The sequence below is a fragment of the Paraburkholderia elongata genome, from assembly GCF_013177735.1.
Taxonomy (GTDB): domain Bacteria; phylum Pseudomonadota; class Gammaproteobacteria; order Burkholderiales; family Burkholderiaceae; genus Paraburkholderia; species Paraburkholderia elongata.
In genome coordinates this window covers 17,402-40,697 of sequence record NZ_WOEZ01000245.1, presented here as the reverse complement: position 1 = coordinate 40,697, position 23,296 = coordinate 17,402, and the positions used below count along the sequence as shown (strand labels likewise).

General features: G+C 60.9%; 21 protein-coding genes and 1 pseudogene. 3 read left to right on the top strand and 19 right to left on the bottom strand.

Features of this window, described 5'->3' with window-relative positions; genetic code table 11:
- Positions 1 to 864 precede the first annotated feature (864 nt).
- A complete protein-coding gene (locus GNZ13_RS41920) occupies positions 865 to 2,064 on the bottom strand; it encodes a bifunctional 3,4-dihydroxy-2-butanone-4-phosphate synthase/GTP cyclohydrolase II (protein ID WP_407945618.1) in 1,200 nt (399 codons plus the stop codon).
- Positions 2,065 to 2,343: 279 nt separating this feature from the next.
- Entirely contained in the window at positions 2,344 to 2,568 is a 225-nt protein-coding gene (locus GNZ13_RS41915; protein WP_172162713.1) for a hypothetical protein, read from the bottom strand.
- 675 nt (positions 2,569 to 3,243) lie between these two features.
- Between GNZ13_RS41915 and GNZ13_RS41910 the strand changes: the two genes are divergently transcribed.
- Entirely contained in the window at positions 3,244 to 3,903 is a 660-nt protein-coding gene (locus tag GNZ13_RS41910) for a TetR/AcrR family transcriptional regulator (RefSeq protein WP_172162825.1), read from the top strand.
- 100 nt (positions 3,904 to 4,003) lie between these two features.
- On the opposite strand, the gene GNZ13_RS54000 is transcribed toward GNZ13_RS41910, so the two are convergent.
- The 6 genes from GNZ13_RS54000 to GNZ13_RS41880 all read right to left on the bottom strand — a co-directional run bounded on the left by GNZ13_RS54000 (position 4,004) and on the right by GNZ13_RS41880 (position 9,595).
- Positions 4,004 to 4,885, bottom strand: coding sequence for an IclR family transcriptional regulator domain-containing protein (locus GNZ13_RS54000; protein ID WP_172162822.1), 882 nt, complete (start codon positions 4,883 to 4,885; stop codon positions 4,004 to 4,006).
- A gap of 205 nt (positions 4,886 to 5,090) precedes the next feature.
- Positions 5,091 to 6,023 carry an electron transfer flavoprotein subunit alpha/FixB family protein gene (locus tag GNZ13_RS41900; RefSeq protein ID WP_172176243.1) on the bottom strand — a complete coding sequence of 311 codons (933 nt, stop codon included), beginning with the start codon at positions 6,021 to 6,023 and terminating at the stop codon, positions 5,091 to 5,093.
- Between the two features lie 13 nt (positions 6,024 to 6,036).
- Positions 6,037 to 6,786, bottom strand: coding sequence for an electron transfer flavoprotein subunit beta/FixA family protein (locus GNZ13_RS41895; RefSeq protein WP_172176241.1), 750 nt, complete (start codon positions 6,784 to 6,786; stop codon positions 6,037 to 6,039).
- Positions 6,787 to 7,050: 264 nt separating this feature from the next.
- Entirely contained in the window at positions 7,051 to 7,851 is an 801-nt protein-coding gene (locus tag GNZ13_RS41890; protein ID WP_172176239.1) for a MetQ/NlpA family ABC transporter substrate-binding protein, read from the bottom strand.
- A 66-nt stretch (positions 7,852 to 7,917) separates the two neighbouring features.
- On the bottom strand, positions 7,918 to 8,571 hold the full coding sequence (locus GNZ13_RS41885) for a methionine ABC transporter permease (protein ID WP_054037200.1): 654 nt from the start codon (positions 8,569 to 8,571) through the stop codon (positions 7,918 to 7,920).
- Positions 8,561 to 9,595, bottom strand: a complete 1,035-nt coding sequence (locus tag GNZ13_RS41880; RefSeq protein WP_172176237.1) for a methionine ABC transporter ATP-binding protein — start codon at positions 9,593 to 9,595, stop codon at positions 8,561 to 8,563. Before GNZ13_RS41880 ends, GNZ13_RS41885 begins: the two co-directional genes overlap by 11 nt.
- A 251-nt stretch (positions 9,596 to 9,846) precedes the next feature.
- Here GNZ13_RS41880 and GNZ13_RS41875 point away from each other — a divergent pair, with 251 nt between their 5' ends.
- On the top strand, positions 9,847 to 10,761 hold the full coding sequence (locus GNZ13_RS41875) for an alpha/beta hydrolase (RefSeq protein ID WP_172176235.1): 915 nt from the start codon (positions 9,847 to 9,849) through the stop codon (positions 10,759 to 10,761).
- Positions 10,762 to 10,838: 77 nt separating this feature from the next.
- On the opposite strand, the gene GNZ13_RS41870 is transcribed toward GNZ13_RS41875, so the two are convergent.
- The gene (locus GNZ13_RS41870) at positions 10,839 to 11,639 is read right to left on the bottom strand and encodes an enoyl-CoA hydratase (RefSeq protein ID WP_172176233.1); all 801 of its coding nucleotides are present in this window, start codon (positions 11,637 to 11,639) and stop codon (positions 10,839 to 10,841) included.
- A gap of 63 nt (positions 11,640 to 11,702) precedes the next feature.
- Positions 11,703 to 12,626 carry a histone deacetylase family protein gene (locus GNZ13_RS41865; protein ID WP_172176231.1) on the bottom strand — a complete coding sequence of 308 codons (924 nt, stop codon included), beginning with the start codon at positions 12,624 to 12,626 and terminating at the stop codon, positions 11,703 to 11,705.
- Positions 12,627 to 12,869: 243 nt separating this feature from the next.
- Between GNZ13_RS41865 and mltB the strand changes: the two genes are divergently transcribed.
- The gene (mltB, locus tag GNZ13_RS41860) at positions 12,870 to 14,057 is read left to right on the top strand and encodes a lytic murein transglycosylase B (protein WP_236002420.1); all 1,188 of its coding nucleotides are present in this window, start codon (positions 12,870 to 12,872) and stop codon (positions 14,055 to 14,057) included.
- Between the two features lie 145 nt (positions 14,058 to 14,202).
- Here mltB and cysM read toward each other — a convergent pair whose 3' ends face one another.
- The 9 genes and pseudogenes from cysM to rpsA all read right to left on the bottom strand — a co-directional run bounded on the left by cysM (position 14,203) and on the right by rpsA (position 23,250).
- On the bottom strand, positions 14,203 to 15,105 hold the full coding sequence (gene cysM, locus GNZ13_RS41855; RefSeq protein WP_154566313.1) for a cysteine synthase CysM: 903 nt from the start codon (positions 15,103 to 15,105) through the stop codon (positions 14,203 to 14,205).
- Positions 15,106 to 15,418: 313 nt separating this feature from the next.
- Positions 15,419 to 15,628 (bottom strand): annotated as a pseudogene (locus GNZ13_RS41850) (helix-hairpin-helix domain-containing protein); the annotation flags it as partial.
- Positions 15,629 to 15,745: 117 nt separating this feature from the next.
- The gene (gene rfaD / locus GNZ13_RS41845) at positions 15,746 to 16,738 is read right to left on the bottom strand and encodes an ADP-glyceromanno-heptose 6-epimerase (protein WP_172176227.1); all 993 of its coding nucleotides are present in this window, start codon (positions 16,736 to 16,738) and stop codon (positions 15,746 to 15,748) included.
- Between the two features lie 98 nt (positions 16,739 to 16,836).
- The gene (gene rfaE1 / locus GNZ13_RS41840) at positions 16,837 to 17,844 is read right to left on the bottom strand and encodes a D-glycero-beta-D-manno-heptose-7-phosphate kinase (RefSeq protein ID WP_216675235.1); all 1,008 of its coding nucleotides are present in this window, start codon (positions 17,842 to 17,844) and stop codon (positions 16,837 to 16,839) included.
- Positions 17,798 to 19,213, bottom strand: a complete 1,416-nt coding sequence (locus GNZ13_RS41835) for a UDP-glucose dehydrogenase family protein (RefSeq protein ID WP_172176225.1) — start codon at positions 19,211 to 19,213, stop codon at positions 17,798 to 17,800. The genes rfaE1 and GNZ13_RS41835 overlap by 47 nt, the downstream gene beginning before the upstream one ends.
- Positions 19,214 to 19,344: 131 nt before the next feature.
- Positions 19,345 to 20,520 (bottom strand): lipopolysaccharide assembly protein LapB, encoded by a 1,176-nt coding sequence (lapB, locus tag GNZ13_RS41830; RefSeq protein WP_172176223.1) that lies wholly within the window; start codon positions 20,518 to 20,520, stop codon positions 19,345 to 19,347.
- Positions 20,521 to 20,589: 69 nt separating this feature from the next.
- Positions 20,590 to 20,883, bottom strand: coding sequence for a LapA family protein (locus GNZ13_RS41825; protein ID WP_074282569.1), 294 nt, complete (start codon positions 20,881 to 20,883; stop codon positions 20,590 to 20,592).
- Between the two features lie 274 nt (positions 20,884 to 21,157).
- Entirely contained in the window at positions 21,158 to 21,484 is a 327-nt protein-coding gene (locus GNZ13_RS41820) for an integration host factor subunit beta (RefSeq protein ID WP_028200079.1), read from the bottom strand.
- Positions 21,485 to 21,516: 32 nt separating this feature from the next.
- Positions 21,517 to 23,250 carry a 30S ribosomal protein S1 gene (gene rpsA, locus GNZ13_RS41815; protein WP_172176221.1) on the bottom strand — a complete coding sequence of 578 codons (1,734 nt, stop codon included), beginning with the start codon at positions 23,248 to 23,250 and terminating at the stop codon, positions 21,517 to 21,519.
- Positions 23,251 to 23,296 lie beyond the last annotated feature (46 nt).

Below are 23,296 nucleotides of genomic sequence, written 5' to 3'. Positions count from 1 at the left end.
AACTTGGTGAATAGGACGGAGCCTTCCTCGCGGAACTGCCGACCTCCTAGGCTGGTGAGGGCAAAGCGTATCCGATACCGTCCTCGACGCATACGAGGAGGAAGCGGAGTAGTCTCCTAGGTCGCCGCCGCTGCCGCAACGTTGCCGACCGGCACTCCGTCGGCGAGTAACTTTGGCGCTGATGTGGTCCCACAGAGGCACGCTTCCGAAGTGCCGCGGCGAACGCCTTGCGCGCCAATCAGCGTCCCGTTCCCGTCCTTTGCGATTGCAGTAATGAACGGCGGCGAACCGACGAACTCCTGTCCGCCGACGTGGGGCGAATGCCCGATGTCGGAAGTCAAACAGTCGATTGACCGTCCCCTCGGTCGTGAACACGGACGTCGGCAATTGGCCGATCGATGTCTCATGCAAACGGCATGGGCTTCACGAATCTCACACGGTCGCGGTCGGCGGCACACGACCCCGAGCCGCCGTTCGACCCAGCGCGCCTCCGATGGCTGCGTCCGAGATACAACGGCCATTCAGTCGGTCAAATTGACTATCGTGGTCGGCGGAAGCAGCCGTTCGGCATACTTAGTCCGCTTACGGGATATTCAATGGAACCCAAGGCGATTTCGTTTCTTCAAGTTTTCGCGAGCCGGATCTCAATTGGCAAGCGTTCGAACTCGAAACCGCCGGATTGAATCGAAACGGTCCAGACCCCTTCGCGGTCAATTGGAAAATTGATGAGAAGGCCAAACGTGGGGCGTGAAACTGCACGCGAGTTACCGCTAAAGACGGTGAACGTTTGCTCCGAAACCACCCTACCATCAGAACCAAATATTGTCGCCGCGAACTTGAACATCGTATTTGCTGCAGCGTTGCCTATCGATAGCGTCCCGAATAGCGGAAAGGTCCACTCGTTAGGTAGAAAGCGTTTTCACTGTTCGGCGCAGTGACGAGGGGTACACGCTCTTCGATACTCAATCCGAACTCGGAAATGCCTTGATACTTGAGCGGGTTGTTCGTCATCAGCTTCATCTTTGTCACCCCCAGATCTAGAAGGATCTGAGCACCGACGGCGTAGTCCCGCGTATCTACTTGCAGACCAAGTTTCAGATTCGCCTGAACGGTATCGAGGCCCTCGTCTTGCAAGGCATAGGCTCGCAGTTTCTCGGTCAACCCGATGCCGCGCCCTTCGTGTCCCTTGAGGTAGACGACGACACCGCGGCCCTCCGCTGCGATTTGCTCCGTCGCCAGGTCAAGTTGTGCCCGACAATCGCATCGGATCGACCCGAAGACTTCTCCGGTCAGACATTCCGAATGAACACGCACGAGAGGAGCCTCGCGGCCCGCCAAGTCGCCCATGACAAGTGCTGCATGTTCTTCCCCCGAAATGGTTTCTCTGTACCCGTATACCGTAAACACGCCATATCGGGTGGGCAAACGCGCCGTCGACATGCGCTCGACGATGCGCTCCCGTCTGCGACGATACGCAATGAGATCCTTGATCGTGATAATGGGCAGCGAGTGCATGTGCGCGAACTCCATCAATTGCGGCAACCGCGCCATGGTTCCATCGTCGTTGACGATCTCGGCCAGCAAGCCGCCCGGTGCTATCCCCGCGAGTCGCGTGAGGTCAACCCCCGCTTCTGTATGTCCCGCACGTCGCAATACGCCTCCCCGAGCTGCCCGCAACGGAAAAATGTGCCCCGGCCGACTAAAATCGCCGGCGATGGCCTTTTCGTCGACGAGCGCCCTGACAGTGATGGCCCGGTCGGCCGCTGAAATTCCGGTCGTTGTGCCAATGCGGTAGTCCGTGCTCACCGTGAATGCGGTACTCATTGAATCGCTATTGCTCGCCACCATCAACGGAAGCGAAAGCGCGTCCAAACGTTCTCCCGGCAGCGACACGCAAAGCACTCCGCTCGTGTAACGCACCATGAAGGCAAGGTCCGCCTCTGTGGCAGCCTGCGCGGCCATAATCAGATCGCCTTCGTTCTCACGGTTTTCGTCATCCACGACAACGACCATCCGGCCCGCCGCGATTGCGGCAATTGCAGTTTCGATTGAATCCGTCTTCACTTCCTTTTCTCCTCCATACCCGAACTTGTACGCGCACCGCGCTCTCGATGAGGTGGCGCGCCGATTGCCGTCCCGATGCCGATAAAGAACGCTGGCGACTGCGCCTTTGCGGCCTTGTTGTTCCGACGCACGTCTATACGCTGTTCTCATGCAACTCGCGGCGCAGCATGGCTACCACGATCGTCAACCCACCGATAGGCATGAGCACCAATCCGAGCGATATGTGCTGAAGCACGGGAGACCTGCTGCACGGGATGCGATAGCTAATGACGCCGGCAATCATCGTTGGGCCTCACATCCTGGGCTGTTCGACGAACCGGTTCTGCCCTCCGCTTCGGTCAGTTCCGGGCGCGTGGCAACGATTGGGGCCGTGATCAGTACCGCCTCAGCAAAGCGACGCAACGCCTGCAACGAGCCGTACACGCTCCGGTATTCCTGCGTGCCAATACGGCCATCAAGCGTGACCTGCATCCCCGACGCAATGGCTATTTTCAGAATGTCCATCGGGCACCTCCTCCTAAATGTGGGCAGCCTCGGCAAATCGCGTCGAGCTCTCAAGCTGCGCCCCGCGGTGGCGTGGCATCGATTCCGGTCGCCAGGCCACAATGCCTGCTGTTGTCCTTTAAAGCCCGCTTAATCCAAAGTGAGCGTCGGTCTCTTGGGCGCGGGAGGAAAGACGCTCCACGAGCCATCTTCGTGGCGGAAAAAGAAGATTTTTAACGCGCCGCCCGTCCGCGTTGCCTCGAAGCAGACATAGCGGCATGAAGACGACTCTGCGCACGGGGATCGCGTAAGCCGATAGGCGCTTCCCGCCGCGAGAACAAACCATTTGTCGATGAGCCAACGCAACGACTGTCCGCCCGCACTCATTTCTGCCTCCTGATGCCCATTCTCGGGATCGCTCGCTGGCCTGTCCTCGTCGTCGACCGAGCCCTGTACCTACGACACATACGTCAATGTGTCGCTTGACTAAATATTAGTGGTTGCTCGACTAATACGCAATCAAAGATTGCCGGGGGGAAACCCGCCGTCAAGTGTGCTAATTCGGCATCTCATGTAGGCATCTGGTTACATAGCGGGTTTGGGTGACTACTATTTGTGAGTCATCTGACTTATACTTTCGGCAGTGCGGCCGTAGGCCGAAATCCACCAGAAGCGATCCCGCATCAATGAGCTGCGATGAAAGATCTGAAATTAACATCTGACGAAATCCGAGGGGCTCATCCCGCTCCTGAGCCCAAACGTCGCGGCAATCGCACCACTCGCGTCCCCGAAATTCTGGAGGTGGCGATCAGCGTATTTGCCACAGAAGGCTACGTCGGCTTCACGCAACGCCGCATTGCGAACGACGCAGGGATTCGACTGAGAACGCTTCAGCATTACTTCGGCACGCGTGAGGAGCTATTGAGAAGCGCCATCCAGGAACTGGCTCGCCGCTACATCGCTGAGTACCGGGAGTTGGCAAAAGACAATGCTCGATCGCCTGACGAGCGCCTCGAGCGCCTCGTCGATCAGGTATTCGATCTGCTAACAGGCCCCGAGCGATACGCGGGTGCCTTCGCGCTTCATTGCTGGAGCCTGGCCGAGCATGAGCCTTTCGTGAACGAGTTGATGGCCAAGAACCAAAGCGAACTCATCGACATGTTTTCGGGCCTTATTGCAAAGCTCAACCCGTCGCTTCCATCCGGTGAATGTACGTTGCGCGCAGAGCTCATCGTCTCGCACCTGCATGGCCTTGTCGTCTTCATCCGCCGGCGCGGCGACAATGAGACCGATTGGGATGCCTTAAGAGTCGCTACAAAGGCAGTTTGGAAAGCGTTGAGCAGAGCCCCTCAGTAAGAGCGGATACATGCGCGGTGTTGCGGCGGACTGGCGGGACCGCCCAAAGGATTGCCGCCAACGCGATGTGGTGACACGAGCGGCCCTGGAAACGAACTGTTTACAGCGGGCCGATCATGCCGGGAAACGATTGTGCATCGGGCAGTTTGCGCGCGCCGCCTCTTCTGCTTGTTGTCTTATACAACTCGGCAGCCGCCATATTGAACCCCTGCTCTGAAAATATCGCAGCCAGTTTCTCGGCAACCTTTTGCATCGTGAGCAGATACTTGTGAATCCCGGCCTTACGGGTAAAAAGGTCGCCCGGGATGATCAGACCAAGAGACGCATAGACGTTGTTGCTGTCTTTAACAGGAACGCCCAGAGCCCACAGGTTGTGCTGCATGCGCTCTCCATATCCTCGATCGTTGACCGCGTATCCTTGAGCGCGGATCTTTGCCAGGAGAGCCTTCAGCTTGGACGGCTCACGAGCGAGTTCAGTGTCCGTGCCAGGTATTTCCGCAAGCGACGCGATGATTCGATCCTGTTCGGCATCGTTGCAATACGCCAGATATGCCCGGCCAAGACACGTCATTAGCATCGGCGCACGGAACCCGCTGGGACGATTGAGCTGCAGGACACCATCCTCGTTACTGGAATGGATCGTGATCATTGAGTCGCCATCATGAATTGTCAGGACCGAAGGCCAGCCGACGGCACGATGGAACTGAGAGTGGACGGGACCCGCGGACTCGGCTATTCGTTGGGGAAGATTGAAGCCGCAGCTCAACTGCATGGTTCGAGCGCTGGGAAAGTAGACCGACTCCTTCGAGTCCTTGACAACGTAGCCAGCGTGAATCAGCGTTTCGAGCATCCGTATGACCGTTGCTTTGTCCAGGCCCGTTTGAGCGCGAACCTCTGCAACCTTGGCTCGTTGCAGTCTGTTCACAACTGTCAGGACCGCCAACCCCCGTTCGAGAGCGATCACTGGATTGAAAGAAGTCACTATTTACTCCGAGTCGGATCAGATCAGCACACCGGGTAACTCAAGTCCACCCGATTTTACATCCTACGTTCGCTGGGCTTTGATCCGGTCTTGCCGTACCGAACCGGTGAAGCAAACTCGAGCGACGAACGACGACGATTGTCGTTATAAAACGCTTTGACGTATCCGAACAAGTGGTGTTGACCCGGTTTAGCGGACACCGACATCAAAGCTCGGCGACGAGCTCCGGTACCAACGTGAACAGATCCCCGACAAGTCCATAGTCGGCCACGCTGAAAATCGGTGCTTCAGGATCCTTATTGATCGCGACGATTACCTTCGAGTCCTTCATCCCCGCGAGGTGCTGAATCGCCCCCGAGATCCCGACTGCCACATACAGCTGCGGTGCCACGATCTTGCCCGTCTGGCCCACCTGATAGTCGTTCGGCACAAAGCCCGCATCCACCGCTGCGCGCGAGGCACCGAGCGCCGCGCCGAGCTTGTCCGCCAAGGGCTCGAGCACGAGCGCGAAGTTCTCGCCGCTGCCGAGGCCCCGACCGCCCGACACGATCGTTTGCGCGCCCCTGAGCTCGGGACGATCAAGCTTCGTTACTTCCCGGCTCACGAACTGCGAGACGCCACGGTCGGCCGCCACTTCGATCTTCTCGATCGCTGCACTGTCGCCCTCTGCCAACACCGCATCGAAGGCCGTCGCCCGGACCGTCATCACTCTGATCGCATCGCTCGACTGCACCGTCGCGATCGCATTGCCTGCGTAGATCGGGCGCTCGAACGTGTCCGCGGAAACCACCGCGGTGATGTCACTGATCTGCGCCACGTCGAGCTTCGCCGCGATGCGCGGCGCGATGTTTTTGCCGTAGGCAGTAGCAGGCACGAGAATGTGCGAATAGTTCTTCGACATGTTCAGCACTGTCGCCTCGACGTTTTCTGCCAGGCCCGCTGCGAGTTGCGGCGCGTCGGCCAGCAGGACCTTCGAAACACCTGCAATCTTCGCCGCGGCATCCGCTGCGGCTTGCGCGTTGTGACCCGCCACCAGCACGTGAATATCGCCACCAATCTTTTGCGCGGCTGCAATCGTATTCAGCGTCGCGGCCTTGATCGACGCGTTGTCGTGTTCTGCAATTACCAGATTCGTCATTTCATCCGTCTCCTTACAGCACCTTGGCTTCGGTCTTCAGCTTTTCGACCAGCGTCTTCACATCCGGCACCATCACACCGGCGGAGCGCTTCGGCGGCTCGACAACCTTCAGCGTCTTCAGGCGCGGCGTCACATCAACGCCGAGATCTTCCGGCTTGATGACTTCCAGCGGCTTCTTCTTCGCCTTCATGATGTTCGGCAACGTCACGTAGCGCGGCTCGTTCAGGCGCAGGTCGGTCGTGACGACTGCGGGCAAGGTCAGCGACAGCGTTTCGGCGCCGCCGTCCACTTCGCGCGAAACGGTAGCTTTACCGTCTGCTACTACAACCTTCGATGCAAACGTGGCTTGCGGCAGGTTAGCCAGCGCAGCCAGCATCTGGCCGGTCTGGTTCGAATCGTCGTCGATGGCCTGCTTGCCGAGGATGATCAGCTGCGGCTGTTCCTTGTCGACCAGCGCCTTCAGCAGCTTGGCCACGGCCAGCGGCTGCAGCTCTTCGCCCGACTCGATCAGGATCGCGCGGTCCGCGCCAATTGCCAGCGCCGTGCGCAGCGTTTCCTGCGATTGCGTCACGCCCGCCGACACGGCGATCACTTCAGTCGCCACGCCCGCTTCCCTCAGACGAACTGCTTCTTCAACCGCGATTTCGTCGAACGGATTCATCGACATCTTCACGTTCGCGATGTCGACGCCCGTGCCGTCCGATTTGACTCGAACTTTCACGTTGTAATCGACCACTCTCTTGACTGGCACCAGGATTTTCATGCACACGCTCCAAAGTTACGAATACGTCAACCCAACGAACATTATAGCGACTGCCCTTTCGCGGCAGCGCGTGTCGCGGGCGCTCTAGCAGGAGGATATCGCTCCTCAGCGGCGTGACGGCAATAACGAACGATCGTTCTATTTTAATCTCGAAAAAACCCGGGTGACAACCCCGGGTTAAGACTTACGACTCTAATTTTGCATTGCCGTCTTGTCTTGCTATGCCAACAGTCGGGGAAAACGGTCGAAAAACCGGCCGTCAGATCACCAGGCGGTGATCACCGCCCCGCCGAACTTGCTCTCGACGAACTGCTTCACTTCCGGCGAATGATACGCCGCGACCAGCTTCGCAACCCACGGCTTGTTTTTGTCAGCTTCGCGGATTGCGATGATGTTCACGTACGGCCCCTTCGGGTCTTCGATCGCGATGGTGTCCTGCTTGGGCTTCAGCCCCGCTTCCATCGCAAAGTTCGTATTGATCGCGGCGGCGTCCACGTCGCTCAGCGAACGCGGGATTTGCGCGGCGTCGAGTTCGACGACCTTCAGCTTCTTCGGGTTGTCGACGATATCGAGCGGCGTCGCCTTCAGACCCGCGTCCGCGCGCAGCTTCAACAGACCCTGCTTCTGCAGCAACAGGAGTGCCCGGCCACCATTGGTCGGATCGTTCGGCACCGCGATCTTCGCGCCCGGCTGCAATTCCGCCAGCGTCTTCACTTTCTTCGAGTAGATGCCCATCGGGTACGTAACCGTGTCGGCGATGCGGATCAGCTTGTAGCCGCGGTCCTTCACCTGTGCCTGCAAGTACGGGTCATGCTGGTAGCTGTTCGCGTCCAGGTCGCCGCCGGCGAGCGCCGCGTTCGGCTGCACGTAGTCGGAGAACTCGACGATCTTGATGTTCAGACCGTTCTTTGCCGCGACCGTCTTCACGACTTCCATGATCTGCGCGTGCGGGCCGCCGGTAACGCCGACCTTGATCGTGTCTTCAGCGTGAGCCACGGTGGCGGCAGCGAACAGCGAAGCGGCGCCGAGCGTGGCGGCCAGCTTGAGAATGAAACGACGTTGCATGATGGACCTTTTCCGAATCTATCGATTCTGTTTGGCGGGTTCCGATGACCCTTGTTTACCGCTTGTTTACTTATGGCTCAACCGACGCACGAGCCAATCCCCGAACGACTGCACCAGTTGCACGAAGACGATCAGGATCACCACGACCGTCACCATCACTTCCGGCAGGAAACGCTGATACCCGTAACGAATGCCCAGATCGCCGAGCCCGCCGCCACCGATCGCGCCGGCCATCGCCGAATAGCCGACCAGCGACACGAAGGTAATCGTCAATCCGGCGACTACGCCTGGCAGCGACTCCGGCAACAGCACCTTGAAGACGATCTGACTGGTGGTCGCGCCCATGGCCTGCGCCGCTTCGATCAGACCGCGATCGACTTCACGCAGCGCGGTTTCGACCAGACGCGCGATAAACGGCGCCGCGGCGATCGTCAGCGGCACCACGGCCGCAGCCGTGCCGATCGACGAACCCACCACGAGGCGCGTGAACGGAATCACCGCGACCAGCAAAATGATGAACGGCGTCGAGCGCACCGCGTTGACGATCACGCCCATCACGCGATTCACCGCGATGTTCTGCAGCACGCCCTGACGGTCCGTCAGATACAGCAGCACGCCGAGCGGCAAACCGACCGCTGCGCCGACCAGTCCGGAGATGCCCACCATCACGAGCGTTTCCCAGAACGACTGGACGAACATATCGAACATTTCACTCAACATACGACAGCTCCTCGACCACCACACCCTGTTCGCGCAGATACGTCAGCGCCTCTGCCACCTTCGCCGGTTCGCCGCCCGCGAGTACCGCAAGCGAGCCGAACGCCTGCCCCTGGATCTCGTCGATCTGGCCATGCAGGATGTTGAAGTCGAGTTCGTAGCGGCGAATCGTTTCCGACAGGATCGGCTGATCGACACCCGAGCCGGTGAACGCGAGGCGCAGCAAATGGCCGCTACCGGTCTTCAGGCGTTCGGCCACGCGCGCCTTCATCGCGGGCGGCAGTTCCTGCGCGATCACGTCGCCGATCAGCGCGCGCGTGACTTCATGATGCGGTTGCAGGAACACATCGATGACCTTGCCCTCTTCGACCACACGGCCCGCATCCAGCACCGCGACGCGGTCGCAGACCTGCTTGATCACGTCCATCTGATGCGTGATCAGCACGATCGTCAGGTTCAGTTCGCGATTGATACGCTTGAGCAGGTCGAGGATCGCGCGTGTGGTTTCAGGATCGAGCGCCGAAGTCGCTTCGTCGGAGAGCAGCACCTTCGGCTTGCTCGCCAATGCACGCGCTATGCCGACGCGCTGCTTCTGTCCGCCGCTGATCTGCGCCGGATAACGATCCTTCTGCGCCGACAGGCCGACCAGTTCGAGCAGCGGCAGCACGTTCGCCTCGATCTCGTCGCGCTTCATGCCGGCGAGTTCGAGCGGCAACGCCACGTTCTCGTACACAGTGCGCGACGACAGCAGATTGAAGTGCTGGAAGATCATGCCGATTTCGCGACGCGCCTCGCGCAATTGCGCGGCGGGCAGCGTCGTCAGATCGCGGCCGTTGACGATGATGTTGCCTTCGCTCGGGCGCGTCAGCAGGTTGAGGGTGCGCACGAGCGTGCTCTTGCCCGCGCCGCTGCGGCCGATGATGCCGAACACCTCACCCGCCGGAATCGACAGATTGACGTTGTGCAGCGCCTCGACCCAGCCCCGGGGTCCGGCGAACCGCTGAGAGATATTGCGTATTTCGATCATGGAAAAACGAAACGGCGGAGTTTGCCAACGAGCGTTGTGCGCTCCCGACAAGCGGCCGCCGTTGCTTTTATTGGGATTTGAGCCCGCAATTCTACCGCAGCGTCGTCATTCCCTTTAATAATCAATTACGATCTTTTCATAACCACAAGGCATTAGAGGCGTGCCCGGCGCGAGATGCTCGCGCGTGCGCGCCCGCTGCGACTATGATCGGGCGAATCAGAATTCGAACACGTTCAGGATAAACGGCAGCCATGGAAACAACTCGACCCGGCAATGTGCGTCCCGCAGCGGCCGCCCCTGCGAACGCCCGGAAAGCCGGTGAAGCGTTGCGCTCGACGGTCACGACGAACGACGGCACCGAACTGCCGTTGTATCGCTGGCCCGCTACGACGCAACTGCGCGGCACGGTCGCGCTGGTGCACGGGCTCGCGGAGCACGCGGGGCGTTACGCGGCGCTGGCGGATCGGCTGAACTCGGCAGGCATTGAACTCGTCGCCATCGATTTGCGCGGACATGGGCATGCGCCGGGCAAACGCGTGTGGGTGAAGCGCTTTGACGACTATCTGCTCGACGCTCAGGCCTTGCTCCATGAAGCGGCGACCAGTTGCGCACCACTATTTCTGATGGGCCATAGCATGGGCGGCGCGGTCGCGGCGCTCTATGCGATCGAACGGCTCGAGGCGAGCGGGCGTCGGCTGAGCGGTCTGATCCTGTCGAGCCCCGCGCTCGCGCCGGGCCGCGATGTGCCGCGCTGGATGCTCAAGGTGAGCCAGGTGATCAGCCGCATCTGGCCGACCTTCCCGGCGATGAAAATCGACGCGGCTTTGCTGTCGCGGCTTCAGCCCGTGGTGAACGCCAATCGCAACGATCCACTGGTTCATCACGGCGCGATTCCGGCGCGTACGGGCGCGGAGTTGTTGCTGGCGATGGTGCGCATCGAACGCGGCCGTGCGGGCTTGCGCGTGCCGCTGTTGGTGTATCACGGCACCGCCGACAAACTGACCGAACCCGAAGGCAGCCGCGATTTCGGCGCGCATGCGGGTTCGCCCGACAAAACGCTCACGATGCACGAAGACAGCTATCACGAGACGATGAACGATCTCGACCGGGATCGGGTGATCGGCGCGTTGATCGACTGGATCGAGAAACGCTTGCCCAAAGCCTGAGCGCCGGACAGCATGTACTAGTTCCGGCTTCCGCACGCCTGAGTACAGAAGCCGGCCCGCAGCCAGGAACGGCCCGGCTAGCGCTTCCAGTCGGGTGGTCGTTTGTCGATAAACGCCTGCACGCCTTCGAGCGCGGAGTCGTCCATCATGTTGCAAGCCATGGTCTGGCCGGCCAGCTGATACGCCGCTTCGATGCCCATTTCGAGCTGGCGATAGAAAAGGCCTTTGCCGGCGCTCACCGCTTCGACGGGTTTCGCGCAGATGCTTTTCGCGAGCCGCGCGACCTCTGCGTCGAGCGCATCTGCCGGAACCACGCGATTCACGAGGCCTTGCTGTTTCGCCTGCACGGCGTCGATGAAATCGCCGGTGAGCAGCATTTCGAGCGCCGCCTTACGCGACAGATTGCGCGACAGCGGCACCGAAGGCGTCGCGCAGAAAAGACCCAGGTTGACACCCGAGACGGCAAAGCGCGCGGTATCGGCAGCGACTGCCAGATCGCACATCGCGACCAGTTGACAGCCGGCCGCCGTGGCGATGCCGTGCACTCGCGCGATCACCGGTTGCGGCAAGCGCTGGATCGTCAACATCAGTTTCGTGCAGCGCGCGAACAGGGCATGGTAGTAAGCCAGCGACGGCGCCGCGCGCATTTCCTTCAGATCGTGCCCCGCGCAGAAAGCACGGCCGGCGCCGGCGATCACCACCACCCGCGCGTTGGACTCCGCCAGCGCCGTCAGCGTCGACTGCAATTCGTCGAGCAGGGCTTCGGAGAGCGCGTTGAAGGCATCGGGCCGGTTCATTGTCAATCGGACGACGCCCGGCACGCCGTACGCGTCGTGTTCGATTTCGACCAGCGAAGCACTACGCACCTCGGCATTCATGGCTCGCTCCTCGTTGAATTCATACGGTTCGCGACGTTCGCGCGGAGCTTGTGGCGTGGCAGCTCAGATTCCGGCCAGCGAGCGCACGTGCGCGACCACGCTACGCCCAAGCGCCGACAAGTTGTACCCGCCTTCAAGACAACTGACGATCCGCCCACGCGCATAGCGCTTCGCGATCTCGCGCACCTGATCGGTGATCCAAGCGTAGTCGTCTTCGACGAGACCCATGTTGCCGAGATCGTCTTCGCGATGCGCGTCGAATCCGGCCGAGATGAAGATCATTTCCGGCTTGAAATCATGCAGGCGCGGCAGCCACAGCATGTCCACCGCCTCGCGTACCGCCATGCCTTTCGAGCGCGCCGGCATCGGCACGTTGCACATGTTGGGCGCCTGATTGTCGGCGCCGGTGAACGGATAGAACGGATGCTGGAAGATGCTGCACATCAGCACGCGCGAATCGCCCGAAAAGGCTGCTTCGGTGCCGTTACCGTGATGGACGTCGAAGTCGACGATCGCCACGCGCTGCATGCCGTGCACCTCGAGCGCATGACGCGCGGCGATCGCCACGTTGTTGAAAAAACAGAAACCCATCGCGCGTGCCGGCTCCGCATGGTGACCAGGCGGGCGCACGCTGCAGAAAGCGTTGTCATAGCGGCCTTCGATCACGGCGTCGGTCGCGGCCACCGCGGCGCCGGCTGCGCGCAACGCGGCCTGCAAGGTGTGCGGGTTCATCGACGTGTCGGGATCGATTTCGGCGAGACCCTCCGCAGGCGAACGGCTGCGGATGTAATCGACGTGGGCTTGCGTATGCACGCGCAACAACGCGGCTTCATCGGCGAGCGGCGGCGATTCGCGCTCGATCAGCGAGTCGATGCGGCTCGCGATCAATTGATCTTCGATTGCCTGCAGGCGAGCCGGGCATTCGGGATGCCATTGCCCCATATCGTGCAGCAAACAATCGGCGTGGGAATAAAAGGCTGTTGCCATGATTCTCGTCTGCGGCGCGGCGCTTTCAAAGCGCGCGCGGCGTGTCTCCGTCCATGGGCGCGCACACTGGGCGCACCAACATTTGCCAAGTTACCACACCATGCGACTGTGACGCGCTGGGCACAGATTTGCAGAAGGCGTCGGGTATACTGCCCCGATCCGTTTTCCCCTGTCTCTTTCGCACTGCGCCCCTAGCTCACTATGACCGTCAAGCTTGCTCTGTCTGCACGAAACCGGCTACGCATGAAAACCGTAGCCGCCGCACTGTCCGTCGCATCGTGCATGTTCATGGCAACCAGTCCGGCGATGGCGCAAAGCGCCGCGAAAAAGCCGCCGCTGCTGCTCGCGCAAAGCCAACCGCAACCAGCAACGCCGCAAGGGCAAACCTTCGAAGAAGAGATCATTCCGCAGCGCTACGCGAACAATCCGAACGTAGACGCGTTCATCAGCGACATGTCCGCGCGCTATGACTTCGACGAAGCCGCATTGCACGCCCTCTTCGCGCGCGTGAGCTATTCGGCCACGGCGGTCAAGCTCGTCACGCCGTCGCCCTCGCCGACGATCAAGAACTGGCGCGTGTATCAGTCGCGCTTTCTCGACCAGGTGCGCATCAACGCAGGCGTGCGTTTCTGGCGCGCCAACCAGGCCACGCTGCAGCGCGCCTATGAAGAGTTCGGCGTGCCGCCGGAAGTGATCGTCGGCATCATTGGCGTGGAGACGATCTACGGGCGCTTCATGGGCAACTTCCGCGTGCTCGACGCGCTGACCACGCTCAGCTTCGACTATCCGAATACTGCCAATCGCGCGGATCGCCAGGCGACCTTCCGCAAGAATCTCGAAGACTATCTGGTGTGGACGCGCGATTCGCAAATCGATCCGACCACCGTGCTCGGCTCCTACACCGGCGCGATCGGGATTCCGCAGTTCCTGCCGAGCAGCATCGTGCAATACGCGGTGAGCTACGACGGCAACAAGCAGATCGATCTGCGCACGAGCGAGGCGGATGCGATCGGCAGCGTGGCGAATTATCTGCGCCAGAACGGCTGGGAAAACGGCCGGCCGGTGGTGTGGAAGCTCGGCATGGACGCCGGCAGCCTGGGCGTAGCGCAAGCGGCCGCCGACGGTAAGCCGGAGCCGCATTGGCCGCTGGACCAATTGCTCCGTGCCGGACTGCTGTTGAACGAGCCGGGCGTCGATATCGCGTCGGAAGCCGGCACGCCGGTGTTGGTAGTGGATCTGCCGTCGCCGGGGCGTGGTACCGAGTACATGCTGGGCTTGAAGAACTTCTACGTGTTGACGCGCTATAACCGCAGTTTCTTCTATGCACTCGCGGTTTATCAATTGGGCCAGCGGGTCAAAGCGCAGATGGAAGCGAGCGACGCGGCGAACGCCAGCGGCAATGCGGCGGCACCGGGCGCGGCTTCGCAATAAGTTGAGCGGCGGGTGTCAGGCACTCGGTTGTCAGATACTCACGACGTCACGAACGGGTAGCAAGCGACAAAAAAAGCGCCGGTCAGACCGGCGCTTTTTTATCGGCCAACTCAGTTTGAGGGCCGCTCAATGCGCCGAAGCGCAATCAAGCCGGGAACACACCCGTCGACAGATACCGGTCGCCCCGATCGCAGACGATAAACACGATCGTCGCATTCTCGACCTGGCGCGCGACGCGCAGCGCCACCTCACAGGCCCCGCCCGACGAGATGCCGGCGAAGATCCCTTCGACCGAGGCCATGCGCCGCGCCATCGCTTCGGCTGCGGCCTGGCTTACATTCTCGACGCGGTCCACGCGGCTACGATCGAAAATCTTCGGCAGATAGGCTTCCGGCCATTTGCGGATGCCCGGAATGCGTGAACCTTCTTCCGGCTGCGCGCCGATGATTTCGATCGCCTGATTCTGTTCCTTCAGATAGGTGGACACGCCCATGATCGTGCCGGTCGTGCCCATCGACGAAACGAAGTGCGTGATGCGCCCTTCGGTGTCGCGCCAGATTTCCGGACCGGTACCTTCGACGTGCGAGGCCGGGTTGTCCGGGTTCGCGAACTGGTCGAGGATGATGCCCTTGCCTTCGCGCTGCATCTGTTCAGCCAGATCGCGCGCGTATTCCATACCGCCCGTCACCGGCGTCAGCACGATCTGCGCGCCATAGGCGGCCATGCTCTGACGGCGCTCCACCGACAAATCTTCCGGCATGATCAGCACCATCTTGTAGCCGCGGATCGCCGCCGCCATCGCCAATGCGATGCCGGTGTTGCCGCTGGTCGATTCGATCAGCGTGTCGCCCGGCTTGATGCGCCCGCGCGCTTCCGCTTTCTTTATCATCGACAGCGCCGGGCGGTCCTTCACCGAACCCGCAGGATTGTTGCCCTCGAGCTTCGCAAGGATCACGTTATTGCGGCTGCGGATCTCGTCGTCGGGGAGCCGGACGAGTTGCACGAGCGGCGTATTGCCGATCGTGTCTTCAATCGTTTTGTAAGCCATATCGGTTCTGGAGCTGTCGATGCGCGGAGTCTTCAATCTATCGATTCTAAACCACCGTGCGCGCGGCTGCCGTGCGGCCCTTCTGCCCGCATGGATGCAGCGACGCCAGGCGGCTGGCGCAATAGCGCTCATCGGGCCCGCAAATACAGCGCAAAAATCCACGCAAAAAGCCCGCGGCTGAGAACCGCGGGAGCCAGTCATCTGCATGACAGCTGAAGGAGTGTTCTTACCCACTCCGACCATGAAGGGGAACAACGGTAACGGGCCGTGCGCGAGAGAGGTGACCCGCCTCGCGCGCACGGCCCGCGTCAGGCTATTTCTTCACCGCCACAGTGGCGTTGCTCTTTTGGGTAGTGGCCGAAGTCGCTGTGTTGGCGCCATTGCCCGCAGCGGCCGCGCCTTTGGTCTGTGCAGACGCCGCAGCCTGCGGGTTAGCAGCCGCGCCAGCCGGACCGACAGCGAGACCCTCCGCCTGCAGGCGCTCGACGGTATGCCCGCCCATGCCTTTGACGCGCTGCGAAAGCGGCCAGCATGGCCGCGGTAACCAGAATTTTTCGAAACATATGGAATCTCCCTCGTACAACCGGTTGGCGACCATCACCAACCGGGAGATTCCAGTTTAAAGAGGTATCCGAAAGATTTACACCTGGCCGAATAGCCAACGTACGTATCGATCGACACCTTCCTGCACGCTCAGGAACGGCGCGTCGTAGCCGGTAGCACGCAGCTTCGTCAGGTCGGCTTGCGTGAAGCACTGGTACTTGCCACGCAATGCATCGGGGAACGGAATGTATTCGATCAGCCCGCGTTGCACCTGATCCGCGAGCGACAACGGCGGCTCGTTGTTCAACGCACGCAGCGTGTTGACCACCGTGCTCGCGATGTCGTTGAACGGCTGCGCACGGCCACTGCCCAGGTTGAAGATGCCCGACTTGCCCGGATTGTCGAAGAAGAACAGGTTCACCTTGACCACGTCTTCGACCGAGACGAAATCGCGCGTCTGCTCGCCGGCGGCATAGCCGTTGTATTCGCCGAACAGCTTGACCTTGCCTTCCGCGCGGAACTGGTTGAAGTTGTGAAACGCCACCGACGCCATGCGCGCCTTGTGCGTCTCCCGCGGCCCGTACACGTTGAAATAACGGAAGCCGGCGATCTGGCTCTTCGCGGTGGGCAGAACACGGCGAATCACCTGGTCGAACAGGAACTTCGAATAGCCGTACACGTTCAGCGGCTGCTCGACTTCGCGCTCTTCGACGAAGCGGCTCGAGCCGCCATAAGTTGCCGCCGAGGACGCATACAGAAACTGGATGTTCTGCGCGAGACAGACATCGAGTACTTCACGGCTATAGCGGAAGTTGTTGTCCATCATGTAGCGGCCGTCGGTTTCCATCGTGTCCGAGCAGGCGCCTTCGTGGAAAATCGCACGCACTTTGCCGAAGTCGCCCCGCTTGAAGCGCTCGACGAATTCGGTCTTGTCGAGATAATCGTCGATCTCGCAGTCGACGAGATTCTTGAACTTGTCCGCGCGCGTGAGGTTATCAACTGCGATGATGCGTTGTTCACCGCGCTCATTGAGCGCCTTCACGAGATTGCTGCCGATAAAGCCGGCCGCGCCGGTGACGATGAGGGTCATGATGATCCTGCGGTAATGAGCTCAGTTGACGCCCCGCGGGTTCCTCTTTTGCGCCGCTGAAACTAAAGCGCGCAAAGCAAGGAATCCGGCGAGCCGCATCAATGAAAAAGTTCGTCGTAGTTGACGGTGGCGGTGCCGAGTTTGCCGACCACGATACCGGCCGCGCGATTCGCGAGCCCGACTGCCTCGACCAGTGTCAAACCCGCGCCGAGCATGGCGGCAAGCGTGGCGATCACGGTGTCGCCCGCGCCCGACACATCATACACTTCGCGCGCAACGGCCGACGCGTACAGGATGCCGTCGTCGGAGAAGAGCGTCATGCCCTCTTCCGAACGCGTCAGCAACAACGCCTTGAACTCGAGATCGGCGCGCAGTTTGGTCACGCGCGCGATCAGATCTTCTTCGGATTTCCACTGTCCGACCACCTCGCGCAACTCGGCGCGATTCGGCGTGATCAGCGTGGCGCCGCGATAGCGCTCCCAGTCGTCGCCCTTGGGATCGACCAGCACCGGTTTGCCCGCCGCATGCGCCTTTGCGATCATCTGCGTGACGTGCGTGAGACCGCCCTTCGCGTAGTCGGACATCAGGATCACATCGTGCGACGGCAGCAGGTCGTCGAAACGCGCAAGTCCCGCGAGCAGCACTTCGTGCGCCGGCGAGTTTTCAAAGTCGACGCGCAGCAACTGCTGCTGACGCGACAGCACGCGCAGTTTGATCGTGGTGAGCAAATCCGGATCGCGTTCCAAATGCGGCGCCACACCGCTTTCGCCGAGTAGTTGCACGATGCGCTCGCCGGGCTCGTCATGACCGACCACGCACAGCAAACCCGCTTGCGCGCCGAGCGCAACCGCATTGCGCGCGACGTTCGCCGCACCGCCGAGGCGGTCTTCCTGGCGATGGACATGCACGACCGGCACCGGCGCTTCCGGCGAAATACGGTTCACGTCGCCGAACCAGTAGCGGTCGAGCATCACGTCGCCGACCACCAGCACGCGCGCCGCACCGAGGCGTTCGCGCGACACCACGGTAAGTGCCGCCGCGGGTACGGACTGAGCGGCCTCAGGCATTGCTGGAGACATTGGCCGGAAATTCAGAGGGCTGGGCATAAGGTCGTCCGATCGAGTGATAGTCGATGCCGAGTTCGGTCATCGCGTCCGGCTCGTATAGATTGCGGCCGTCGAAAATCAGCGGCGACTTCAGCACTGATTTCAGATGCACGAAATCCGGGCTCTTGAACTCCTTCCATTCGGTGACGACCACCAGCGCGTCGGCGCCAGTGAGCGTTTCGTCCTGGGTGCTCGTGAACGTGAGACGCGCCTGCTGCTCCGGCGCATCGTGCAGATCGATGGCGAACACGCGGCGCGCTTCGGCCACTGCCACCGGATCGTACGCACGAACCTGAGCGCCACGCGCCAGCAATTCAGCGATCACGCGACGGCTCGGCGCCTCGCGCATGTCGTCGGTATTCGGCTTGAATGCGAGGCCCCACACGGCGAACGTGCGGCCGCTCAGGTCTTCACCCAGCTTGGCCGTGATCTTCTGCACCAGCACGTCTTTCTGCTTGTAGTTCACTTCCTCGACCGCTTCGAGGATGCGCAGATTGTGGCCGCTTTCGCTGGCGGTACGGATCAGCGCCTGCACGTCCTTCGGGAAGCACGAGCCGCCGTAGCCGCAGCCGGCATACAGGAAGTGATAGCCGATGCGCGGGTCCGAGCCGATGCCGCGACGCACCGCTTCGATATCCGCGCCGACCCGGTCCGCCAGATTCGACATCTCGTTCATGAACGAGATGCGCGTGGCGAGCATCGCATTGGCTGCGTATTTCGTGAATTCAGCCGAGCGCACATCCATGTGCAGCGTGCGTTCGTGATTACGGTTGAACGGCGCGTACAAACGCTTCATCAGTTCGCGCGCGCGCAGCCCGGCTTCGTCTTCGTCGACGCCGACCACGATGCGATCGGGGCGCATGAAGTCGTCCACCGCCGCGCCCTCCTTCAGAAACTCAGGGTTCGACACCACCGAGAAGCGGTGCTGTTCGCTATTAGCGAGCCCGCGTTTGACCAACTCCTCTTCGACCACCGCGCGCACGCGTTGCGCAGTGCCGACCGGCACCGTTGATTTGTCGACGATCACCTTGAAGCCGTTCATCGTGCGGCCGATGTTGCGCGCCGCTTCGAGCACGTATTGCAGGTCGGCCGAGCCGTCTTCGTCGGGCGGCGTGCCGACGGCGATGAACTGCACCTCGCCGTGCGCCACGCTCGCTTCGATATCCGTCGAAAACGTGATGCGGCGCGCCGCGCGCGTGCGGGCGATGATCTCCAGCAACCCCGGCTCGTGGATCGGCACGCCGCCATTGTTGAGGATTTCGATCTTGCGCGGATCGACGTCGAGACAGAAGACGTCATGGCCGATTTCGGCGAGGCACGCGCCGGTGACGAGGCCAACATAACCCGTGCCGATAATGGTGATTTTCATACGCTTTCCGGTAGAGGGTTCCGGTGAGGGTTTCTCATAGTGTAGTGAACAGGGCCGTTCTGATCCCGCCCGGCCTGGTCCGCCTGACGGGCCGCCGTCGTTGCCGCGCAGCTATATGATTGCATTCGCGATCAGTTCGACGCTGTGATCGGTTCGACGCGACGCGGCGCATAGGTTTCCCAACCACTGCAACCTGGGCACTGCCAGTAGAACAGCCGCGCCCTGAAACCACAATTCTGGCACGTATACCGTGGCAGATTTTTGGTGCGCTGGCGAATCAGCGTACGCATCAGTTCGAGCTCGCTGCGCCGCGGCTCTTCCGCGACGGCTTCCTGGGCTTCCAGAAGACGCGTCATGCCCGCCAGATTCGGCGACTTCTGCATCTGCGAGCGCGCCAACGCATGCGCGGCGTCGGGCCCGCGTACCGCCGCAATGTGCTGATAGGTCACGTCGAGCAGATCGTTCGACGGGTAGCTGTCTACCCACGTGATGAGCAGATCGGCGCCATCCTGCGGACGGCCGAGCGCCTCATAGGCCTTCATCAACTTTTCCGCGACGAGCGGCAGATAGGCGGGATTCTGTTCCTCGACGCGCCGCCATTGGACGATCGCCGCCTCTTGCGAACCGGCCGTCGCATCGACGTCGCCGAACAGGATCGTGGCGCGCACGTTGGTCGGGTTCGCCTTCAACGCAAAACCTAGCTGACGGCGTGCCTCATCTGCATTTTTCTGCTGGAGCGCTTCCTGGGCGAGCTCGCAATGGAACTGCGCGATTTCCTTGTCGAGCGACTCGGCGCCCATAGTTTCCAGGTGACGCGCGGTGTCGATCGACTTAACCCAGTCTTTCTCGATCTGGTAGATGGTTAGCAGCGCACGCTGCGCACCCAGCGCGTAATTGCCGGTTTCGAGCGACCGGAAGGTTTCTTCGGCGCGATCGAGCAAACCGGCCTTCAGGAAGTCCTGGCCCAGTTCGTACAGCGCGTGATCGCGCTCGGTGACGGGCAGATCGGTGCGGCTCAACAGGTTCTGGTGCACGCGGATCGCGCGGTCGGTCTCGCCGCGGCGGCGGAACAGATTCCCCAGCGCAAAGTGCAACTCGATCGTTTCCGGGTCGAGCTTGACGACTTCAATAAACGCGTCGATCGCCTGGTCAGGCTGCTCATTGAGCAGGAAATTCAGGCCGCGGAAGTATGAACGCGGCAGGTTGGCGCTTTCGGACAGCAGCGTCTTGAGGTCGTAGCGTGCGGCCATCCAGCCGAACGCAAAAGCGACGGGGATGACAAGCAGCCACCAGAAGTCTAGATCCATGCGATTAATGCAAATATGCGGGACAGCGGAAACGGAAAGCCGCGCTACAGGAGCGCGGCAGAAGACAACTTAGATCAGCGGCGGCATGGGCGGTTGTTCGACCACGACCGGTGCTTCGCGCGCCACACGCAACTCGCGCTTGAGCCGGCCATTCTCCATGCGCAGGCGCACCATGGCCGGCATCGACGACACCAGCCCGGCCAGCAGCCCCACCACGAAGAACGCGAGGCCGATCAGAATCAAAGGCGCCGACCACGCGTAGCCAGCGAGGAAATTCAGCGTAGCGGGTTGTGTATTGGAGAGCGCGAGCACCAGCAGGAGCACGAACACCAGCACACGGATCAGCCAGACGATAAATTTCATGAATAGGTCTCTTGACGGCAGTTGCGGGGTGACGCCGGCTTGATGACGCGTCGCGCCACGGTGTTGCCCGCGCCGAAGTGACCCGTATTGTAATGGATGCCCTCGCGGCTGGGCAGGAACTGGCTGATAGAGGACTTACGACAACGATGAGCGAAAAGTACGGACGAAAAACCGACGAAAAAAAAGCGCCCGAAGGCGCTTTTCTGGTCTTTTGCCGTCTGGCTTTGGCCGCTGACTCTACCAATGCCACGCTGCGAACCGCACAGCGAAGCATTTACAGGTCGTCGTCATCCGGCTCATCGGCCTTCAGCGGCTCGCCCGAACGTCGATCTACCCGCTCGCGCAACTCCTTGCCCGGCTTGAAGTGCGGTACGTACTTCTCAGGTACCAGCACCTTCTCGCCCGACTTCGGATTACGCCCGACGCGGGAGGGACGACGATTAAGGCCGAAGCTGCCGAAGCCACGAATCTCGATGCGATGACCGTTGGCAAGTGCCTCCGACATCGCATCAAGCATCGTCTTCACCGCGAAATCCGCATCTTTAAGAACAAGCTGCGGAAATCGCGTAGCCAGCTGGGCGACCAATTCCGATTTGGTCATACTGCAGCAGACCTCTCAAGAAAACTCAAGGCTTACTGGTTCTGGCCGTCGAGCTTAGCCTTCAACAGCGCGCCGAGGTTCGTCGTGCCGGTCGCAGCCGAGCTCGAATCCGACGAAGCCAGGCCGCGGATCGCTTCCTGTTGCTCAGCCGAATCCTTGGCCTTGATCGACAGGTTGATGCCACGCGACTTGCGATCGATGTTGATGATCATCGCGTTGACCTTGTCGCCTTCCTTCAGCACGTTGCGAGCATCTTCCACGCGGTCTTGTGCGATTTCCGAAGCACGCAGGTAGCCTTCGACTTCCGCCGACAGCTGAACCACTGCACCCTTCGCGTCCACCGTCTTGACCACGCCGTCGACGATCGAACCCTTGTCGTTCATTGCAACGAAGTTGCTGAACGGGTCGCCTTCGAGCTGCTTGATACCCAGCGAAATACGTTCCTTCTCGACGTCGATGCCGAGAACGATCGCTTCCACTTCGTCGCCCTTCTTGTACTTGCGAACCGCTTCTTCGCCCGTTTCGCTCCACGACAGGTCCGACAGGTGAACCAGACCGTCGATGCCGCCCGGCAGACCGATGAAGACGCCGAAGTCGGTGATCGACTTGATTGCGCCTTGCAGCTTGTCGCCCTTCTTGAAGTTGCGGCTGAAGTCGTCCCACGGGTTCGGCTTGCATTGCTTCATGCCGAGGCTGATACGGCGGCGGTCTTCGTCGATTTCGAGAACCATGACTTCGACTTCGTCGCCCAGCTGAACAACCTTCGACGGTGCAACGTTCTTGTTCGTCCAGTCCATTTCCGACACGTGAACCAGGCCTTCGATGCCCGATTCCACTTCGACGAATGAGCCGTAGTCGGTGATGTTGGTGACCTTACCGAACAGGCGCGTGCCCGACGGGTAACGGCGCGAGATGCCTTCCCACGGATCGTCGCCCAGTTGCTTGATACCCAGCGAAACGCGGTTCTTCTCTTGATCGAACTTGAGGATCTTCGCGGTGACTTCCTGGCCAACCGACAGAACTTCGCTCGGGTGACGCACACGACGCCATGCGATGTCGGTGATGTGCAGCAGGCCGTCGATACCGCCGAGGTCCACGAACGCGCCGTAATCGGTGATGTTCTTCACCACGCCTTCCACGATCGCGCCTTCCTTCAGCGTTTCGAGCAGCTTTGCGCGCTCTTCGCCTTGGGTCGCTTCGATCACGGCACGGCGCGACAGCACGACGTTGTTACGCTTGCGGTCGAGCTTGATGACGCGGAATTCGAGGGTCTTGCCTTCGTACGGGGTCGTGTCCTTAACCGGACGCGTGTCAACCAGCGAACCCGGCAGGAACGCGCGGATGCCGTTGACCATGACGGTCATGCCGCCCTTGACCTTACCCGTGATCGTGCCGGTCACGAGTTCGTTGTTGTCGAGAGCCTTTTCCAGCGACAGCCACGAAGCCAGACGCTTCGCCTTGTCGCGCGACAGGATCGTGTCGCCATAGCCGTTTTCCAGCGCGTCGATCGCGACGGAAACGAAGTCGCCCGCCTGCACTTCCACTTCGCCCGCGTCGTTCAGGAACTCTTCGAGCGGGATGTAGGCTTCGGACTTGAGACCAGCGTTGACGACCACGAAGTTGTGGTCAACACGCACGACTTCGGCGGAGATCACTTCGCCGGCGCGCATGTCTTGCTTGGTCAGCGACTCTTCGAACAGAGCCGCAAAAGATTCGGTATTCGGGTTGGAAGTTTGCAGGTCGGACATAAAAATCAAAATTTGCATGGTTCTCGCGGTGCCCGGCTGGCCGGATGGTCAGCAATAACGGCTG

Excerpts from the sequence above, each read along its gene's own strand:
- GNZ13_RS41915 (WP_172162713.1), bottom strand. The coding sequence starts at position 2,568 with ATGGACATTCTGAAAATAGCCATTGCGTCGGGGATGCAGGTCACGCTT.
- GNZ13_RS41910 (WP_172162825.1), top strand. The coding sequence starts at position 3,244 with ATGAAAGATCTGAAATTAACATCTGACGAAATCCGAGGGGCTCATCCC.
- GNZ13_RS41900 (WP_172176243.1), bottom strand. The coding sequence starts at position 6,023 with ATGACGAATCTGGTAATTGCAGAACACGACAACGCGTCGATCAAGGCC.
- GNZ13_RS41895 (WP_172176241.1), bottom strand. The coding sequence starts at position 6,786 with ATGAAAATCCTGGTGCCAGTCAAGAGAGTGGTCGATTACAACGTGAAA.
- GNZ13_RS41890 (WP_172176239.1), bottom strand. The coding sequence starts at position 7,851 with ATGCAACGTCGTTTCATTCTCAAGCTGGCCGCCACGCTCGGCGCCGCT.
- GNZ13_RS41885 (WP_054037200.1), bottom strand. The coding sequence starts at position 8,571 with ATGTTGAGTGAAATGTTCGATATGTTCGTCCAGTCGTTCTGGGAAACG.
- GNZ13_RS41880 (WP_172176237.1), bottom strand. The coding sequence starts at position 9,595 with ATGATCGAAATACGCAATATCTCTCAGCGGTTCGCCGGACCCCGGGGC.
- GNZ13_RS41875 (WP_172176235.1), top strand. The coding sequence starts at position 9,847 with ATGGAAACAACTCGACCCGGCAATGTGCGTCCCGCAGCGGCCGCCCCT.
- GNZ13_RS41870 (WP_172176233.1), bottom strand. The coding sequence starts at position 11,639 with ATGAATGCCGAGGTGCGTAGTGCTTCGCTGGTCGAAATCGAACACGAC.
- GNZ13_RS41865 (WP_172176231.1), bottom strand. The coding sequence starts at position 12,626 with ATGGCAACAGCCTTTTATTCCCACGCCGATTGTTTGCTGCACGATATG.
- mltB (WP_236002420.1), top strand. The coding sequence starts at position 12,870 with ATGAAAACCGTAGCCGCCGCACTGTCCGTCGCATCGTGCATGTTCATG.
- cysM (WP_154566313.1), bottom strand. The coding sequence starts at position 15,105 with ATGGCTTACAAAACGATTGAAGACACGATCGGCAATACGCCGCTCGTG.
- rfaD (WP_172176227.1), bottom strand. The coding sequence starts at position 16,738 with ATGACCCTCATCGTCACCGGCGCGGCCGGCTTTATCGGCAGCAATCTC.
- rfaE1 (WP_216675235.1), bottom strand. The coding sequence starts at position 17,844 with ATGCCCAGCCCTCTGAATTTCCGGCCAATGTCTCCAGCAATGCCTGAG.
- GNZ13_RS41835 (WP_172176225.1), bottom strand. The coding sequence starts at position 19,213 with ATGAAAATCACCATTATCGGCACGGGTTATGTTGGCCTCGTCACCGGC.
- lapB (WP_172176223.1), bottom strand. The coding sequence starts at position 20,520 with ATGGATCTAGACTTCTGGTGGCTGCTTGTCATCCCCGTCGCTTTTGCG.
- GNZ13_RS41825 (WP_074282569.1), bottom strand. The coding sequence starts at position 20,883 with ATGAAATTTATCGTCTGGCTGATCCGTGTGCTGGTGTTCGTGCTCCTG.
- GNZ13_RS41820 (WP_028200079.1), bottom strand. The coding sequence starts at position 21,484 with ATGACCAAATCGGAATTGGTCGCCCAGCTGGCTACGCGATTTCCGCAG.
- rpsA (WP_172176221.1), bottom strand. The coding sequence starts at position 23,250 with ATGCAAATTTTGATTTTTATGTCCGACCTGCAAACTTCCAACCCGAAT.